We start from the raw sequence: 16,666 nt of genomic DNA, 5'->3' as shown, positions 1-16,666 counted from the left end.
ACGCGCATGAACTACGACTGGAGCTGGGCGGTGTTCCGCGAGCTGTCGCTCGACGGCCTGAACACCTACTGGGAGATGCTGATGATCGGCGTCGGCTGGACGCTGGCGCTGGCCCTGGTGGCATGGGTGCTGGCGCTGCTCTGCGGCAGCGTGCTGGGCGTGATGCGCACGGTCCGCGGGCGCGGCTGGCGCATCGCGGTGGCAATTTACGTCGAGGCCTTCCGCAGCGTGCCGCTGCTGGTGCAGATGTTCCTCTGGTACTTCGTGCTGCCCGAGCTGCTGCCGCGCGACTGGGGCACCGCGATGAAGCAGCTGCCGCAGCCCTGGGGCCAGTTCCTGCCGGCGCTCGCCTGCCTGAGCTTCTATGGCTCGGCGCGCGTGGCCGAACAGGTGCGCTCGGGCATCCAGTCGCTGCCGCGCGGGCAGTTCAGCGCCGCCACGGCCATGGGCCTGACCGAGTTCCAGCGCTACCGGCACATCATCGTGCCGCAGGCGATGCGCATCGTGATCCCGCCGCTGACCTCGGAGTTCACCGGCATCATCAAGTACTCGTCGGTCGCGCTGACCATCGGCCTGCTCGAGCTGACGGGGCAGGCGCGCTCGATGCAGGAATACACCTTCCACATCTTCGAGGCCTTCAGCGCGGCCACGGCGGGCTACCTGGCGATCAACGGCATCGTGGTGCTCGGCATGCGCCACATGGAGCGCCGGCTGGCCGTGCCGGGCCTGATCGGCGCCGGCGGACGGAGGGGCTGAAGCACCATGGGCTATTCCTTCGACTGGTCGGTCATCGGGCAGGCTGCACCCTACCTCTTTGCGGAGGGCATGCGCTTCTCGCTCACGCTGACCGCGCTTTCCGCCGTGATGGGGCTGGCGCTGGGCACGCTGCTGGCGGTCGCGCGGCTGTCGCCGCGGCGCCTCATCGCATGGCCGGCGGGCATCTACGTCAACACCCTGCGTTCGGTGCCGCTGCTGCTGGTGATCTTCTGGTTCTACTTCCTCGTGCCCTACGTGGGGGCCTGGCTCACCGGCGCCTCGCGGCCGGTGGCGGTGGGCGCCTTCAAGTCGGCGGTGATCACCTTCACGCTGTTCGAGGCCGCGTACTTCTGCGAGATCATGCGCGCCGGCATCCAGTCGATCGCGCGCGGCCAGTCGGCCGCGGCGCAGGCGCTCGGACTCACGCACTGGCAGAGCCTGCGCCACATCGTGCTGCCGCAGGCCGTGCGCAACATGATGCCGGCGCTGGTCACGCGGCTGATCATCCTGTTCCAGGACACCTCGCTGGTCTACGTGCTCTCGCTCACCGACTTCCTGGGCGCAGCCGCCAAGGTCGGGCAGCGCGACGGACGGCTGGTCGAGATGTACCTGTTCGTCGCGTTCGTCTACATGGTGATCTGCAGCGCCGCCTCGCAGGGCGTTCGCCTGCTCGAACAACGCAAGGCCGTCATCCGATGAACCCACACGAACCTTCCCTCCAGGCGCTCGACGCGGTCGACCTGCGCAGCGACACCGTCACCCGTCCCACCGACGCCATGTTCGAACGCGCGCGCAGCACCCCGCTGGGCGACGACGGGCTGGACGGCGATCCCACCGCACGCGAGCTCGAGGCCTTTGCCGCCGCCGAACTGGGCAAGGAGGCGGGCCTGTTCGTGCCCACCTGCACCATGGGCAACCTGCTCGCGGTGCTGGCGCAGGTGCCGCGCAACGGCCAGGTGGTGACCGAGGCCAATGCCCACATGATCACGGCCGAGCGTGGCAGCGCCACGTTCTCGGGCGCGTTCTACGTCGGCATTCCGGGCGCCGACGGCGCGATGGACCCGAACCTGCTGGAAGACACCCTGGCGGCCGGCGGCCACCGGCTGCGCACGGCGCTGGTCGCGATGGAGACCTCGCACAACAACGCGGGCGGCGCGGTGCTGCCGCTCGCGCACATGGCGCAGGTCTACGAGATGGCCAGGCGCCACGGCGCGGCGGTGCACCTCGACGGCGCGCGGCTGTACAACGCCGCGGTGGCGCTGGGCGCGGCGCCGGCGCGCGTGGCGCAGCATGTCGACAGCGTCTCGCTGTGCCTGTCGAAAGGACTGAGCGCGCCGGCCGGCGCGGTGCTGGTGGGCGACCGCGCGATGGTGCAGCGCGCACGCACGCTGCGCCGCATGCTCGGCGGCACGCAGCGGCAGATCGGCGTGCTCGCGGCCTTCGGCCTCGAAGCGCTGCAGACCATGGGCGCGCGGCTGGCCGAAGACCATGCGCGCGCGGCGCGGCTCGGCGAAGGACTCCGCGCCCTGGGCGCCACGCTGCAGGTGGTGCGGCCGATGACCAACATCGTGCTCGTGGACGTCTCGGCGACCGGCCGCAGCAGCGCCGACTGGGTGGCCGCGCTCGAGGCGGCCGGCCTGCGCGTGCGGCCCTGGGGGCCGCGCGCGCTGCGCTGCGTGACCCACCGCCACATCGACGACGCCGCGATCACGCGCGCGGTGCAGGCCTTCGTGCGCGTGCTGGCGGGCTGAGCGCGCGCCCTGCGCACCGGCGTTGGCAGGCCGGGCGGGTTCCGCCGACAATCGACGCCCCCTCCTTCATCCCTGCTGATCCCATGTGCGGTGCCGAACTCCACACCCTTCCCGAATCCGTCCAGCGCGTTGCGCGCGTGCTGCAGGACGCCGGCCATGCGCATGCGCCGCGCATGCTCGACGACGCCTGCCGCACCGCCCAGCAGGCCGCCGATGCGCTCGGCATCTCGGTCGGCCAGATCGCCAAGAGCATCATCTTCCGGCGCAAGAGCGACGACGCGGCGGTGCTGGTCGTCACTTCGGGCGACAAGCGCGTGGACGAGAAGAAGGTCGATGCGCTGGTCGGCAAGACCGGCCGGGCCGATGCCGAGTTCGTGAAGGCGCGCACCGGCTTCACCATCGGCGGCGTGTCGCCGGTGGCGCATGCCACGCCGCCCGTGGTGCTGATCGACCGCGAGCTGTTCCGCTTCGAGGAGATCTGGGCCGCGGCGGGCCATCCGCATGCGGTGTTCCAGCTGCGGCCGCACGACCTCGAGAAGCTCACCGGCGGCGCGCCCGTGGCGGACGTGGTGTGAACGCCGATGCGCTGCAGGCGCTGGCCGCGCGTGCCGCGGCCGTGCAGCACGCGGCCGGCGACGTGCCTTCGCCCTGCACCTCGGTCTGCCGCATGGACCGGCCGGGCGGCTTGTGCGAAGGGTGCCTGCGCACCATCGACGAGATCGCGGGCTGGAGCCGCATGGCGGACGCGGCGCGGCGCGGCGTGTGGCGCGCGATAGAGTGGCGGGCGCAGGCCGCGCTCGGGCATGCGCCCGAACATCCCGCAGCACAAGGAGACAGCAGCGCATGAAGCACATCGACTTCTACCTCGACTTCATCTCGCCGTACGCGCACCTCGCCTTCGAGCATCTGCCGAACGCGCTCGAAGGGCTGAGCTTCAGCATCGCCTACAAGCCGGTGCTGCTCGGCGCGATCCTCAAGCACCACGGCCAGCTCGGGCCGGCCGAGATCCCGGCCAAGCGCAGCTGGACCTACCGCCACGTGCTGTGGCTCGGCCATGCGCACGGCATCCCGATCGAGATGCCGGCCTCGCACCCGTACAACCCGCTCGCCCACCTGCGGCTCGCGCTCTCGACCTCGGAGGACGGCAGCATCAGCCGCTTCGTCGCCGAGACGCTGTTCCGCCAGGTGTGGCGCGGCGGCGAGGAAGCGGCCGACCCCGCGCGCCTGGCCGCACTGGCGGCGCACTTGGACAAGCCGCTGCGCGATGCGAACGGCGACGAGAACAAGGCGCTGCTGAAGCGCAACACCGAAGAGGCCATCCAGGCCGGCGTGTTCGGCACGCCGTCTTGCGTGGTCGACGGCCGCCTGTTCTGGGGCTTCGACGGGCTCGCGATGCTGCGCGCGTACCTCGAAGGCGACGCATGGTTCGACGGTCCGCAATGGGCCGCCGCCGACCAGCGGCCGTCCCTGCTGCGCAGCAGCAAAGCCTGAGCAGACCGCCATTTCTTACAAGCTGAAACGAGCGGCGCGGGTTTCACCTTAATTCGTAAGCGTCGATTCAGTTTCGCGAAAGCCTCGGGTCAGTCGCGCCTCCAAGAATGCCCCACGGTCCCGAATGCCGGGACCGACGCATTACACAGGAGACGACGCAAATGGCAGCAACGCTGGATTCGAGGGGGGTGCCGCATCCGGCCCCCAGGCCCATGTCCGCGGAGGAGAAGAAGGTCATCTTCGCCTCCTCCCTGGGCACGGTGTTCGAGTGGTACGACTTCTATCTCTACGGTTCGCTCGCGGCGATCATCGCGAAGCAGTTCTTCAGCGGCCTCGATGCCGGCGCGGCCTTCATCTTCGCGCTGCTGGCCTTCGCCGCGGGCTTCCTGGTGCGGCCGTTCGGCGCCATCGTGTTCGGCCGCCTCGGCGACATGATCGGGCGCAAGTACACCTTCCTGGTCACGATCCTGATCATGGGCCTGTCGACCTTCATCGTCGGCCTGCTGCCGAGCTACGCCACCATCGGCGTGGCCGCGCCGGTGATCCTGATCGCGCTGCGCATGCTGCAGGGCCTCGCGCTCGGCGGCGAGTACGGCGGTGCCGCCACCTACGTGGCCGAGCATTCGCCGCACGGCAAGCGCGGCGCCTACACCTCGTGGATCCAGACCACCGCCACGCTCGGCCTGTTCCTGAGCCTGCTGGTGATCCTGGGCGTGCGGACCTGGCTCGGCGAACAGGTGTTCGGCGAATGGGGCTGGCGCATTCCGTTCCTGGTGTCGATCGTGCTGCTCGGCATCTCGGTGTGGATCCGCCTCTCGCTGTCGGAGTCGCCGGCCTTCCAGAAGATGAAGGCCGAGGGCAAGACCTCGAAGGCGCCGCTGTCCGAGTCGTTCGGCCAGTGGAAGAACCTCAAGATCGTGATCCTGGCGCTGATCGGCCTCACCGCCGGCCAGGCCGTGGTCTGGTACACGGGCCAGTTCTACGCGCTGTTCTTCCTCACGCAGCAGCTCAAGGTCGACGGCACCACCGCCAACCTGATGATCGCGGCCTCGCTGCTGCTGGGCACGCCCTTCTTCGTGGTGTTCGGCATTCTCTCGGACAAGGTCGGCCGCAAGCCGATCATCATGGCGGGCTGCCTGCTGGCCGTGCTGACCTACTTCCCGGTCTTCAAGATGCTGACCGAAGCCGCCAACCCCGACCTGGCGCGCGCCCAGGCGACGGCGGGCGTCACGGTGACGGCCGATCCCGCGACCTGCTCCTTCCAGGGCAACCCGGTGGCGCGCGAGATCGACTTCCGCAGCTCCTGCGACATCGCCAAGCGCTATCTGGTGCAGAACTCGGTGAGCTACGAGAACGTGGCCGGCGCGCCGGGCTCGAAGGCCATCGTGAAGATCGGCGACAAGACCGTCGAAGCGCCCGTGGGCAACGTCGTGAACCTGAAGTTCGACGAGAGCTCCGCCAAGGAGATCGCGGCCTTCAAGAAGGGCGTGGCCGAGGACCTGAAGGTCGCGGGCTATCCCGCCAAGGCCGATCCCGCCAAGATCAACAAGCCGCTGACCATCGGGCTGCTGTTCTGGCTGGTGCTGCTGGTGACCATGGTCTACGGCCCGATCGCCGCCATGCTGGTCGAACTGTTCCCCACGCGCATCCGCTACACCTCGATGAGCCTGCCGTACCACATCGGCAACGGCTGGTTCGGCGGCCTGCTGCCGACCACGGCGTTCGCGATCGTGGCCTCGACCGGCAACATGTACAACGGCCTCTGGTACCCGATCATCATCGCGGGCATCACCCTGGTCGTCGGCACGCTGTTCATCCGCGAGACCAAGGACGTCGACATCTACGCGAATGACTGACTGACCCGCACCGACAGGAGGGCCGCGGCCCTCCGTTCAACAAAGGGGCTTCGTGCCGTCCGGCACGAGGCCTTTTTCTTGAACCCTCAACATCATCCGGAGACAGCACCCATGTGGAAACTCGCGATCGGCTTCGTCATCTTCGCCGCCATTGCCCTGTACGTGATCTCGCAGGCCGGCGACAAGGTCGACATGTCCGGCGAAAAGCACGGCACCGAGGCCACGCACGTGCCCGAGCCGGCGCCGGCGCCGAAGTGAACCCGGGGGCGGGCTCTACCTCTTGAATCGCCCGTCGCTGACGATCGAGAGGTCGACGAAGTCGATCCCCGTGTGGTCCTGCGGCGAGTAGCTCACGTCGAGCCCGCTGCCCAGGTCGTACTGCAGGCTGTTCAAGGTGGCGAGCAGCTTGGCGCGCGTGGGCTTCGGCCCGGTGCGGCGCAGGGCCTCCACGAGCACCTTCGTGGCGACGAAGCCCTCGAGCAGCGCCGGCGAGAGCTCGTTCTGCCCCTTGGCCTTGGCGAGGCCCAGCGCTTCCTTGATCAGCGGATGCGCGACCGAGCGCTCGTAGGGCAGCACCTGGGTGATGATCACGCCCGCGCTCGCGGAGCCGAGCTCCTTGATGAAGCCCGAGGCGGCGTTGTTCGACAGCGTGATGATCTGCGCCGCCGAACCCGCGGCGCGCAGCGCCTTCACGCCTTCGGTCACCGCCGTGCCCGAGCCGATCCAGAGCACCGCCTGGGCATTGGCCTTGGTCAGCTGCGGCACGATGGCCGAATAGTCGGGCTTGGAACGGTCGGCCAGAGCGAGCACGGCCGGCGTGAGGCCCGCCTTCTCGAAGCCCTTGCTCGCGCCCTCCATCGCGTCCTTGCCGAAGGAGTCGTCGGCCTGCACCACCGCGATGCGCTGGATGCCCGTGGTGTGCAGGTGCTGCACCGCCTTCTCGGCCTCGCGCTGGTAGGTCGAGCGCACGTTGAAGACGTGCTTCTGGACCGGCCGGTGCAGCGACATCGCGCCGGTCGACGGCCCGATCAGCGGCACGCCGTGCTTGTCGAGCAGCGGGATCACGGCCAGCGTGTTGGGCGTGCCGCGGTTGAGCAGCATCGCGAGCACCTTGCGGTCTTCGATCAGGATGCGCGTGTTCTCGAGCGAGCGCTTCGGATCGAGGCCGTCGTCGAGGCGGATCACCTCGATCTGCTCGCCATGGATGCCGCCCTGGGCGTTGACCTGGTCGATCAGCAGCTGCGAGCCGAGGATCGTCTCCTTCACGCTCGCGGCCACCGGGCCCGAAAGATCGGCCGACTGGCCGATCAGGATCTGCGCGGATACGGCGGAAGCGCTCCACATGGCAAGGACGAGCGCGGCAACACGGAAGCTGGACATCTTCATCGGACGAGCCTTTGCGAGAAGCGGATGCTTCTGTCAGAAGATGTGTAATGTGTTGCCACGAGTGACATTCCATCGCTCGTGGAAACCCTGTCAAACGATGGTTTCCAGCGCCCTCCGCGCCGGCGCCGGTCAGCGCTTGAAGCGGCCGTCGCTGATGATCGACAGGTCGGCGAAATCGATGCCCGAATGGTCCTGCGGCGAGTAGCTCACTTCGAGCCCGCCGAGGTCGAAGGCGCGTAGCCCGTCGAGCGCCGCCAGCAGCCTGGCGCGCGTCGGCTTGGGCCCGGCGCGGCGCAGCGCCTCGACCAGCACCTTGGCCGCCGCGAAGCCTTCGAGCGCGGCGGGCGACAGCTCCGCCTGCCCCTTGGCCTTTGCCAGCGCGAGCGCCTCCTTCACCATCGGGTAGCTGATCGAGCGCTCGTTCGGGAACACCTGGGTCACGATCACGCCCTTGCTCGCATCGCCCAGCTGCTTGATGAAGCCCGAGGACGCGTTGTTCGAGAGCGTCACCACCTGCGCCGCCGATCCGGCCGCGCGCAGCGCCTTGACGCCTTCGACCACCGCCGTGCCGGAGCCGATCCACAGCACCGCCTGGGCGTTGGCTTCCTTGATGGCGGGGATCAGGGCCTTGTAGTCGGGCTTGTCGCGGTCGGCGGGCAGCGTGACGGCGGGCTTGGCCTGGCCCTTGGCGAAGCCGGCCGTCGCGCCTTCCAGCGCATCGAGGCCGAAGGAATCGGTGACATGGACCACCGCGATGCGCGAGATGCCGGTGGTGAGCAGGTGCTGCACGGCCTTCTCGGCCTCGCGCTGGTAGGTGGACCGGACGTTGAACACATGCCGGAGCACCGGCTTGTGCAGCACCATCGCACCGGTGGAGGGGCCGATCAGCGCCACGTCGTTCTTGTCGAGCCAGGGCACGATCGCCTGCGAATGCGGCGTGCCGCGGCTCATGAAGAGCGCCAGCACCTTCTTTTCCTCGATCAGCACGCGGGCGTTCTCGCCGGCGCGCTTCACGTCGAAGGCGTCGTCCATGCGGACCACCTCGATCTTCTCGCCGTGGATGCCGCCCTGGGCATTGGCCGCGTCGATCACCAGCTGGGCGCCGCCGATCGTCTCGTTCACGCTCGCGGCCACCGAGCCGGTCATGCCGGCGGTCTGGCCGATCAGGATCTGGGCCGGCGCCGCACTCGCGGCCAGGGTCAGCAGCGCGGCGCAGAGGAGATGCAGCTTCTTCATGGAGACACTTTCGGGTAGCTTCGCTACGAACGTAAACAAAGGTGCTATTTGTTTCATAAAGTGTCGCCTGCTCAATCCGTACAAACCCCTGCGCGCCCGTGGAGCTTGTGACGCATTGCGCAAAAACGTCATCCCGCACTCCCTAGAATGTTTGCCCCACCCCCCAAGGCACTCATGACACAGGGCTCCATCCGGATTCGCGGCGCGCGCCAGCACAACCTCCAGAACCTCGACCTCGACATCCGCACCGGCGAGATGACCGTGGTCACCGGGCCCAGCGGCTCGGGCAAGTCGAGCCTCGTTTTCGACACCCTCTATGCCGAAGGCCAGCGGCGCTACGTGGAGACCTTCTCGGCCTACGCGCGCCAGTTCCTGGACCGCATGGACAAGCCGGCCGTCGACAAGGTGGAGGGCGTGCCGCCCGCCATCGCGATCGACCAGACCAACCCGGTGCGCTCCTCGCGCTCCACGGTCGGCACGATGACCGAACTCAACGACCACCTGAAGCTGCTCTACGCGCGCGCGGCCGACCTGTTCGACCGCGAGACCGCGTTGCCGGTGCGGCACGACACGCCCGACAGCATCTACGCGCAGATCGCCGAGCGCGCGGCGGCGGCGGGCGATCCGCGGCTCGTCGTCACCTTCCCGGTGGAGCTGCCGGCCAGCACCACGGCCGAAGAGGTCACGCAGTGGCTTTCGGCCAGCGGCTTCACGCGCGTGCAGAGCGAGCGCGAGGTGGCCACACTCACCGGCCCGCGCAAGGTGCTCGACGTGGTGGCCGACCGCTTCCGCGCCTCCAGCGCCGAGCGTGCGCGCGTGGTCGAGGCGATCGAGGTCGCGCTCAAGCGCGGCAGCGGGCGGGTCACGGTGCATGCCACCGGCTCCGAAGAGAACGCCCCGACGGATGTCTGGAAGTTCTCGACCGGGCTGCACTGCCCCGAGAGCGACATCCGCTACACCGACCCGATCCCGTCGATGTTCTCGTTCAACTCGGCCGTGGGCGCCTGCGACACCTGCCGCGGCTTCGGCCGCGTGATCGGCGTGGACCTGGGCCTCGTGATCCCCAACGACAAGCTCACCTTGCGCGCCGGCGCGATCAAGACCATCCAGACCCCCGCGTGGAAAGAGGCGCAGGACGACCTCATGCGCCACGCCGAGGCGGCCGGCATTCCGCGCGACACGCCCTGGAACAAGCTCACCGAGGAGCAGAAGCACTGGGTGATCGAGGGCACGCCCAACTACAAGGAGGGCAACTGGAACAAGCAGTGGTATGGCGTGCGCCGCTTCTTCGGCTACCTGGAGAGCAAGGCGTACAAGATGCACATCCGCGTGCTGCTGTCGAAGTACCGCAGCTACACGCCGTGCCCCACCTGCATGGGCGCGCGCCTCAAGCTCGAGAGCCTGCTCTGGCGCATCGGCAGCAAGGAAGACGCCGACGCGGTGCTGCCGCCCGAGAAGCGCTTCATGCCGAACGGCGTGAAGTGGACGCGCGCGCAGCTCGAGACGCTGCCGGGCCTGTGCCTGCACGATCTGATGCTGCTGCCGATCGAGCGGCTGCGGCAGTTCTTCGACCGCGTCGAGCACCGCGGCAACGGCACGCCCGCGAGCGAAGGCGAGGCGCAGGCGCTGAAGCTGCTGTTCGAGGAGATCACCACCCGCCTGCGCTATCTGCACGACGTGGGCATCGGCTACCTCACGCTCGACCGCCAGAGCCGCACGCTCTCGGGCGGCGAGGTGCAGCGCATCAACCTCACGACCGCGCTCGGCACCTCGCTGGTCAACACGCTGTTCGTGCTCGACGAGCCCAGCATCGGCCTGCATCCGCGCGACATGAACCGCATCACCGAGGCCATGCTGCGCCTGCGCGATGCCGGCAACACGCTGGTGGTGGTCGAGCACGACCCGGCCGTGATGCTCGCGGCCGACCGCGTGATCGACATGGGCCCCGGGCCCGGCGTGCGCGGCGGGCAGATCGTGTTCGACGGCAGCACCGACGCACTTCGCGATGCCGACACGCTCACGGGCCAGTACCTCGGCGGGCGCAAGAAGATCGGCATGGGCTTCAAGCGGCTGGTGAGCGAGAACACGCACCGGCTCATCCTCGAGGGCGTGCGCGAGCACAACCTGAAGAACATCACGGTCGACTTCCCGCTCGCGCGCCTCGTGTGCGTGACCGGCGTCAGCGGTTCGGGCAAGTCGACACTGGTGCAGGACGTGCTCGCCCCCGCGCTGATGCGCCACTTCGGCAAGGCCACCGAGGCGCCGGGCGCGCACGACCGCCTGCTCGGCGCCGATCACCTCGGCGACGTGGTCTTCGTCGACCAGTCGCCGATCGGCAAGACCGCGCGCTCCAATCCGGCGAGCTATGTCGGCGCCTGGGACGCGATCCGCGAGATCTTCGCCACCGCGGCGCTCTCGCGCCAGCGCGGCTACACCGCGAGCAAGTTCAGCTTCAACTCGGGCGACGGGCGCTGCCCGACCTGCGGCGGCTCGGGCTTCGAGCACGTGGAGATGCAGTTCCTCTCCGACGTCTACCTGCGCTGCCCCGACTGCGACGGCCAGCGCTACCGGCCCGAGATCCTCGAGGTGAAGGTCGAGCGCAAGGGCCGCAGCTACAACGTGGCCGACGTGCTCGAGCTCACGGTGGCCGAGGCCGCCACGGTGTTCGAGGCCGACCGCGAGGTGCTGCGCGTGCTGCAGCCGATCTCCGACGTGGGGCTCGACTACGTCAAGCTCGGCCAGCCGGTGCCCACGCTCTCGGGCGGCGAGGCGCAGCGCCTCAAGCTCGCGGGCTTCCTGGCCGAGGCGGCGAAGAACGCGACCGCGAGCCGGCAGTCGGTGGCGCGCAAGGGCACGCTGTTCCTGTTCGACGAGCCGACCACCGGCCTGCACTTCGACGACATCGCGCGCCTGATGCGCGCGCTGCGCAAGCTGCTCGACGCGGGCCATTCGCTGATCGTGATCGAGCACAACCTCGACGTGATCCGCGCCAGCGACTGGTGCATCGACCTCGGCCCCGAAGGCGGCGAGGGGGGCGGCCTGGTGGTGGCCGAGGGCACGCCCGAGCAATTGCGCGAGAACCGCGCCTCGCTGACCGGCGCGGCGCTCGCCGACTACGAACTCGCCATCGGCCCCGGCGCCTACAAGGTGGCCGAGCGCGCGGCGCGGCGCTACGTCGCCAACGCCAAGGCGGCGCCCGGCGGCAAGGCGATCGAGATCGTCAATGCGCGCGAGCACAACCTCAAGAACCTCAGCGTCGAGATCCCGCGCGGCAAGTTCAGCGTGGTGACCGGCGTCAGCGGCTCGGGCAAGTCGACGCTGGCCTTCGACATCCTGTTCAACGAAGGGCAGCGCCGCTACCTCGAATCGCTCAACGCCTATGCGCGCAGCATCGTGCAGCCCGCGGGCCGGCCCGAGGTCGATGCGGTCTACGGCATTCCGCCGACCGTGGCGATCGAGCAGCGGCTCTCGCGCGGCGGCCGCAAGAGCACGGTGGGCACCACCACCGAGGTGTGGCACTTCCTGCGCCTGCTGTACGTGAAGCTCGGCATCCAGCACTGCACGCGCGACGGCGCGGCGGTGCAACCGCAGACGCCCGACAGCATCGCCGCGCAGCTGATGCGCAACTTCAAGGGCCAGCACATCGGCCTGCTCGCGCCGCTGGTGAGCAACCGCAAGGGCGTCTACACCGAACTGGCCGACTGGGCGCGCCCGCGCGGCTTCACCCACCTGCGCGTGGACGGCGACTTCCTGCCGACCACGGGCTTTCCGCGCATCGACCGCTTCAAGGAGCACAGCATCGAGCTGCCGGTGGCCAGCCTCGACGTGCTGCCCTCGAAGGAGAACGAACTGCGCGAGGCGCTCGCCAAGGCGCTGGAGCACGGCAAGGGCGTGGTGCACGTGCTGAGCGAGCTCGACGGGCTCGAGGATGCGATCCGCAACGGTGCCTCGGCCTCGGGCATCGGCCGCGTGCATGTGTTTTCCACGCTGCGCGCCTGCCCGGTCTGCAGCACCAGCTATGCGGAACTCGATCCGCGCCTCTTCAGCTACAACAGCAAGCACGGCTGGTGCCCCGACTGCGTGGGCACCGGCGTCAAGCTCAGCAAGGACCAGCGCAAGGTCTTCGACGACTCCGTGCTCGCCGACGACAGCAAGGGCCGCGAGCAGACCTTCGCCGAGCCCGAGGTCGAGGACCTCGCCGACGTGGCCTGCCCGACCTGCGAGGGCACGCGGCTCAACGCCACGGCGCGCGCCGTGAGCTTCGGCGTGACGCGCGCCGACGGCGTGAGCGGCATCGGCATCACCGAGCTTGCGCGCATGAGCGTGACCGAGGTGCGGCAGTGGTTCGACGGCCTCTCGCTGTCGGGCCGCGAGGCCGAGATCGCGCGCGACCTCGTGCCCGAGATCCGCAGCCGGCTCGAGTTCCTGGAAGAAGTGGGCCTGGGCTACCTCACGCTCGACCGCGGCGCGCCCACGCTCTCGGGCGGCGAGGCGCAGCGCATCCGGCTCGCGGCGCAGCTCGGCAGCAACCTGCAGGGCGTGTGCTACGTGCTCGACGAGCCGACCATCGGCCTGCATGCGCGCGACAACCAGATCCTGCTCGACGCGCTGCACAAGCTCGGCGACAAGGGCAACACGCTGGTGGTGGTGGAGCACGACGAGGACACCATCCGCCGCGCCGACCACATCATCGACATCGGCCCGAGCGCCGGCAAGCGCGGCGGCCGCCTCGTGGCGCAGGGCTCGGTGTCCGAGGTGGAGGCCGCGGCCGATTCGCAGACCGGCCGCTACCTGCGCGATGCGATCCGCCATCCGCTGCATGCGCGGCGCCTGATTCCCTCGCCCGACCCGAAGGCCGAGGACAGCGGCGAATGGCTCACGGTGCATGGCGCCGACCTGCACAACCTGCAGGACGTGACCGCCACGCTGCCGCTCGGCCGCCTCGTGGTGGTCACCGGCGTGAGCGGCTCGGGCAAGTCGACGCTCGCGCGCGACGTGCTGCTCGCCAACGTGCAGGCCATCGTCGCGCAGCGCACCACCAAGGCGGGCCGCGAGGCCGATGCCGCGGGCAAGCGGCCGGCGTGGTCGGGCTGCAAGCGCGTCGAGGGCTACGAGACCATCGACCGCGTGCTCGAGGTCGACCAGACGCCGATCGGCAAGACGCCGCGCAGCTGCCCGGCCACCTACATCGGCTTCTGGGACACCATCCGCAAGCTCTTCGCCGACACGCTCGAAGCCAAGGCGCGCGGCTACGGACCGGCGCGCTTCAGCTTCAACACCGGCGAGGGCCGTTGCCCCGGCTGCGACGGCGCGGGCGTGCGCACCATCGAGATGAGCTTCCTGCCCGACGTGAAGGTGCCCTGCGAGGTCTGCCACGGCGCGCGCTTCAACCCCGAGACGCTGGCCGTGAGCTGGCGTGGCAAGAGCATCGGCGAGGTGCTGCAGATGGAGGTGGACGAGGCGGTGGAGTTCTTCGCCGCGATGCCCAACATCGCGCATCCGCTGCAACTGCTGAAGGACGTGGGCCTGGGCTACCTGACGCTGGGACAGCCCTCGCCCACGCTCTCGGGCGGCGAGGCGCAGCGCATCAAGCTGGTGACCGAGCTCAGCAAGGTGCGCGACGACGTGACCCGCCGCGGCCAGAAGGCGCCGCACACGCTCTACGTGCTCGACGAGCCGACCGTGGGCCTGCACATGGCGGACGTCGAACGGCTGATCCACGTGCTGCACCGGCTGGTGAACGGCGGCCACAGCGTGGTGGTCATCGAGCACGACCTCGACCTGATCGCCGAGGCCGACTGGATCCTCGACCTCGGCCCCGAGGGCGGCAACGCGGGCGGCCGGGTGGTCGCGGCGGCGCCGCCCGAGGACGTGGTGCGGCTGGGTACCCACACCGGCGTAGCGCTGAAGCCCGTGCTGGCGCGTTGATGAAAGCAGGCGCAGAATGGGCTCAGACCCTGGCGCAGGCGCATCCTGGATCAGCCATGGTGGAATGAACGTGTGACGGGATGAAGCGCCGCGGCGGGGCTACGCAAGGAGCCATGCCATGACCCGCTTCATCGATGTGCACAGCCTGGTTCGCCTGGTGGATGAAACCGGCGTTCCGGAATTCCTCGCCGCCCTGGCCGACGCGCTGCGCGACGATTTCCTGCGCTGGCGCGAGTTCGACAAGAAAGCGCGCGTGGCGAGCCATTCGCACCTCGGCGTGATCGAGCTGATGCCCGTGGCGGACGACGGCGCCTATGCCTTCAAGTACGTCAACGGCCATCCGCACAACACGCAGGTCGGGCTGCCGACGGTGATGGCCTTCGGCGTGCTCGCCGAGGTGGACACCGGCTATCCGGTGCTGCTGTCGGAACTCACGCTCACGACCGCGCTGCGCACGGCCGCGACCTCGGCCATGGCCGCCAAGGCGCTCGCGCGGCCCGACTCGCGCAGCATGGCGCTGATCGGCAACGGCTCGCAGAGCGAGTTCCAGGCGCTGGCCTTCCATGCGCTGCTCGGCATCGAGGAGGTGCGCGTGTTCGACGTCGATCCGCGCGCCACCGAGAAGCTGATGCGGCACCTCGCGGCCTGCACGCCGATGGCCGTCTTGCCCGTGCATTCCGTCGCCGAGGCGGTGCGCGGCGCCGACATCGTGACCACCATCACCGCGTTCCAGGGGCAGGCGACCGTCCTCACGCCCGAGATGATCGAGCCCGGCATGCACATCAACGCGGTCGGCGGCGATTCGCCCGGCAAGACCGAGCTGCATCCCGACGTGCTGCGGCGCGCGCGGGTGTTCGTCGAATACGAGCCGCAGACCCGCATCGAGGGCGAGATCCAGCAGCTGCCGCCCGACTTCCCGGTGCAGGAGCTGTGGCGCGTGCTGCTCGGCGAGGTGCCCGGCCGCGAGAGCGCCGAGCAGGTCACGATGTTCGATTCGGTCGGCTTCGCGCTCGAGGACTACACCGCGCTGCGCTACATCCGCCAGCTGGCGCTGGAGCGCGGCGTGGGGCGGCAGATCGCGCTGGTGCCGCAGCTCGACGACCCGAAGGACCTGTTCGGTCTCACCGCCTCGGGCCGGCGCCGGGCCGTGCTGCGGCGTGCGGCATGATGGCCGCATGCTCACCATCTACAACGACCGGCACGCGCTGCACCAGGGCCAAGTCGAGATGTTCCGGGGCGAGCTGGTGCCCTGCTTCGAGGTGCCGGCGCGCGTCGACCATGTCAAGGCCGAGATCGAACGCCGCGGCCTCGGCCCACTGGCCGCGCCCGATGCCTTCGACGAGGCGCTGCTCGCGAAGGTGCATGCGCCGCGCTATCTCGATTTCATCGCGAATGCCTGGGACGAATGGGTCGCGCTCGATCCGGCGAATGCCGCGCGCGATGCGCTGCCCTCCTACTGGCCGACGCGCGGCATGCGCACCGACGTGCTGCCGAAGAGCTTCCCGGCGCGCCTGGGCCTGTTCGCCTTCGACGCGGGCACGCCGCTGACGGCCGGCAGCTGGGCCGCGTCGCGCCACGGCGCCGCCTGCGCATGGACCGCCGCGCAGCGCGTCGCGGGCGGCGCACGCGCGGCCTTCGCGCTCACGCGGCCGCCCGGGCACCATGCGGGCGCCGACTTCTTCGGCGGCTACTGCTTTCTCAACAACGCCGCGGTCGCGGCGCAGGCGCTGCGCGATGCGGGCGTGGCGCGCGTGGCCGTGCTCGACGTGGACTACCACCATGGCAACGGGACGCAGGCCATCTTCTACGAACGCGCCGACGTGCATTTCGCGAGCCTGCATGCCGACCCGCTGACCGACTACCCGTACTACCTCGGCCATGCCGACGAGCGCGGCAGCGGCGCGGGCGAGGGCTACAACCACAACCTGCCGCTGCCGCGCGGCACCGATTTCGCAACCTGGCGCGCGGCACTGAAGAGCGCGCTCGACCGCATCGCCGCCGTGAGGGCCGGCGCACTCGTGGTGTCGCTCGGCGTCGACACCTTCGAGGGCGATCCGATCTCGGGCTTCAGGCTCCGCAGCGACGACTACCTGCGCATGGGCGAAGACCTCGCGCGCGCCGGGCTGCCGACCGTCTTCGTGTTCGAGGGCGGCTATGCGGTGGCGGAGGTGGGCGTCAACGCGGTGAACGTGCTGCAGGGGTTCGAGCAAGCCGCGAACTGAACGGCCTGGCGCATCCGCGACAGCAGTCGGGTGAGCACCG

At 69.5% G+C, this 16,666-nt stretch carries 13 protein-coding genes; 11 read left to right on the top strand and 2 right to left on the bottom strand.

From position 1 onward, the window contains the following. Positions 1-6: 6 nt before the first annotated feature. From M2165_RS06865 to M2165_RS06830, 8 genes are all read left to right on the top strand, one after another. A complete protein-coding gene (locus M2165_RS06865; protein WP_280813926.1) occupies positions 7-756 on the top strand; it encodes an amino acid ABC transporter permease in 750 nt (249 codons plus the stop codon). Between the two features lie 6 nt (positions 757-762). Then, positions 763-1,455: an ABC transporter permease subunit gene (locus M2165_RS06860; protein WP_280813925.1), complete on the top strand. Its 693-nt coding sequence runs from the start codon at positions 763-765 to the stop codon at positions 1,453-1,455. After that, positions 1,452-2,507 (top strand): GntG family PLP-dependent aldolase, encoded by a 1,056-nt coding sequence (locus M2165_RS06855; protein ID WP_280813924.1) that lies wholly within the window; start codon positions 1,452-1,454, stop codon positions 2,505-2,507. Before M2165_RS06860 ends, M2165_RS06855 begins: the two co-directional genes overlap by 4 nt. A gap of 83 nt (positions 2,508-2,590) precedes the next feature. Beyond that, on the top strand, positions 2,591-3,082 hold the full coding sequence (locus M2165_RS06850) for a YbaK/EbsC family protein (RefSeq protein WP_280813923.1): 492 nt from the start codon (positions 2,591-2,593) through the stop codon (positions 3,080-3,082). Beyond that, positions 3,079-3,354 carry a DUF1289 domain-containing protein gene (locus M2165_RS06845; protein ID WP_280813922.1) on the top strand — a complete coding sequence of 92 codons (276 nt, stop codon included), beginning with the start codon at positions 3,079-3,081 and terminating at the stop codon, positions 3,352-3,354. Before M2165_RS06850 ends, M2165_RS06845 begins: the two co-directional genes overlap by 4 nt. Beyond that, complete coding sequence (locus M2165_RS06840; protein WP_280813921.1) at positions 3,351-3,998, top strand: 2-hydroxychromene-2-carboxylate isomerase; 648 nt, start codon at positions 3,351-3,353, stop codon at positions 3,996-3,998. Before M2165_RS06845 ends, M2165_RS06840 begins: the two co-directional genes overlap by 4 nt. 161 nt (positions 3,999-4,159) lie before the next feature. After that, positions 4,160-5,854, top strand: a complete 1,695-nt coding sequence (locus M2165_RS06835; protein WP_280813920.1) for an MFS transporter — start codon at positions 4,160-4,162, stop codon at positions 5,852-5,854. Between the two features lie 111 nt (positions 5,855-5,965). After that, on the top strand, positions 5,966-6,112 hold the full coding sequence (locus M2165_RS06830) for a hypothetical protein (protein ID WP_280813919.1): 147 nt from the start codon (positions 5,966-5,968) through the stop codon (positions 6,110-6,112). Positions 6,113-6,127: 15 nt separating this feature from the next. Here the strand turns inward: M2165_RS06830 and M2165_RS06825 are convergent, their stop codons facing one another. Together M2165_RS06825 and M2165_RS06820 are read right to left on the bottom strand one after the other, a co-directional pair. After that, entirely contained in the window at positions 6,128-7,234 is a 1,107-nt protein-coding gene (locus tag M2165_RS06825; protein ID WP_280817486.1) for an ABC transporter substrate-binding protein, read from the bottom strand. Positions 7,235-7,369: 135 nt separating this feature from the next. Beyond that, complete coding sequence (locus tag M2165_RS06820) at positions 7,370-8,476, bottom strand: ABC transporter substrate-binding protein (protein WP_280813918.1); 1,107 nt, start codon at positions 8,474-8,476, stop codon at positions 7,370-7,372. Positions 8,477-8,650: 174 nt separating this feature from the next. Here M2165_RS06820 and uvrA point away from each other — a divergent pair, with 174 nt between their 5' ends. The 3 genes from uvrA (at position 8,651) to M2165_RS06805 (ending at position 16,626) form a co-directional block, all read left to right on the top strand. Further along, positions 8,651-14,404, top strand: coding sequence for an excinuclease ABC subunit UvrA (uvrA, locus tag M2165_RS06815; protein ID WP_280813917.1), 5,754 nt, complete (start codon positions 8,651-8,653; stop codon positions 14,402-14,404). A gap of 118 nt (positions 14,405-14,522) precedes the next feature. Next, the gene (locus tag M2165_RS06810; RefSeq protein ID WP_280813916.1) at positions 14,523-15,572 is read left to right on the top strand and encodes an ornithine cyclodeaminase; all 1,050 of its coding nucleotides are present in this window, start codon (positions 14,523-14,525) and stop codon (positions 15,570-15,572) included. Between the two features lie 7 nt (positions 15,573-15,579). After that, complete coding sequence (locus tag M2165_RS06805; protein ID WP_280813915.1) at positions 15,580-16,626, top strand: histone deacetylase family protein; 1,047 nt, start codon at positions 15,580-15,582, stop codon at positions 16,624-16,626. Positions 16,627-16,666: the final 40 nt, after the last annotated feature.

Origin of the sequence: Variovorax sp. TBS-050B (assembly GCF_029893635.1) — a bacterium.
GTDB lineage: Bacteria > Pseudomonadota > Gammaproteobacteria > Burkholderiales > Burkholderiaceae_C > Variovorax.
Note: the sequence above shows the minus strand (reverse complement) of the source record. Positions and strands in the feature narration are given on the sequence as shown.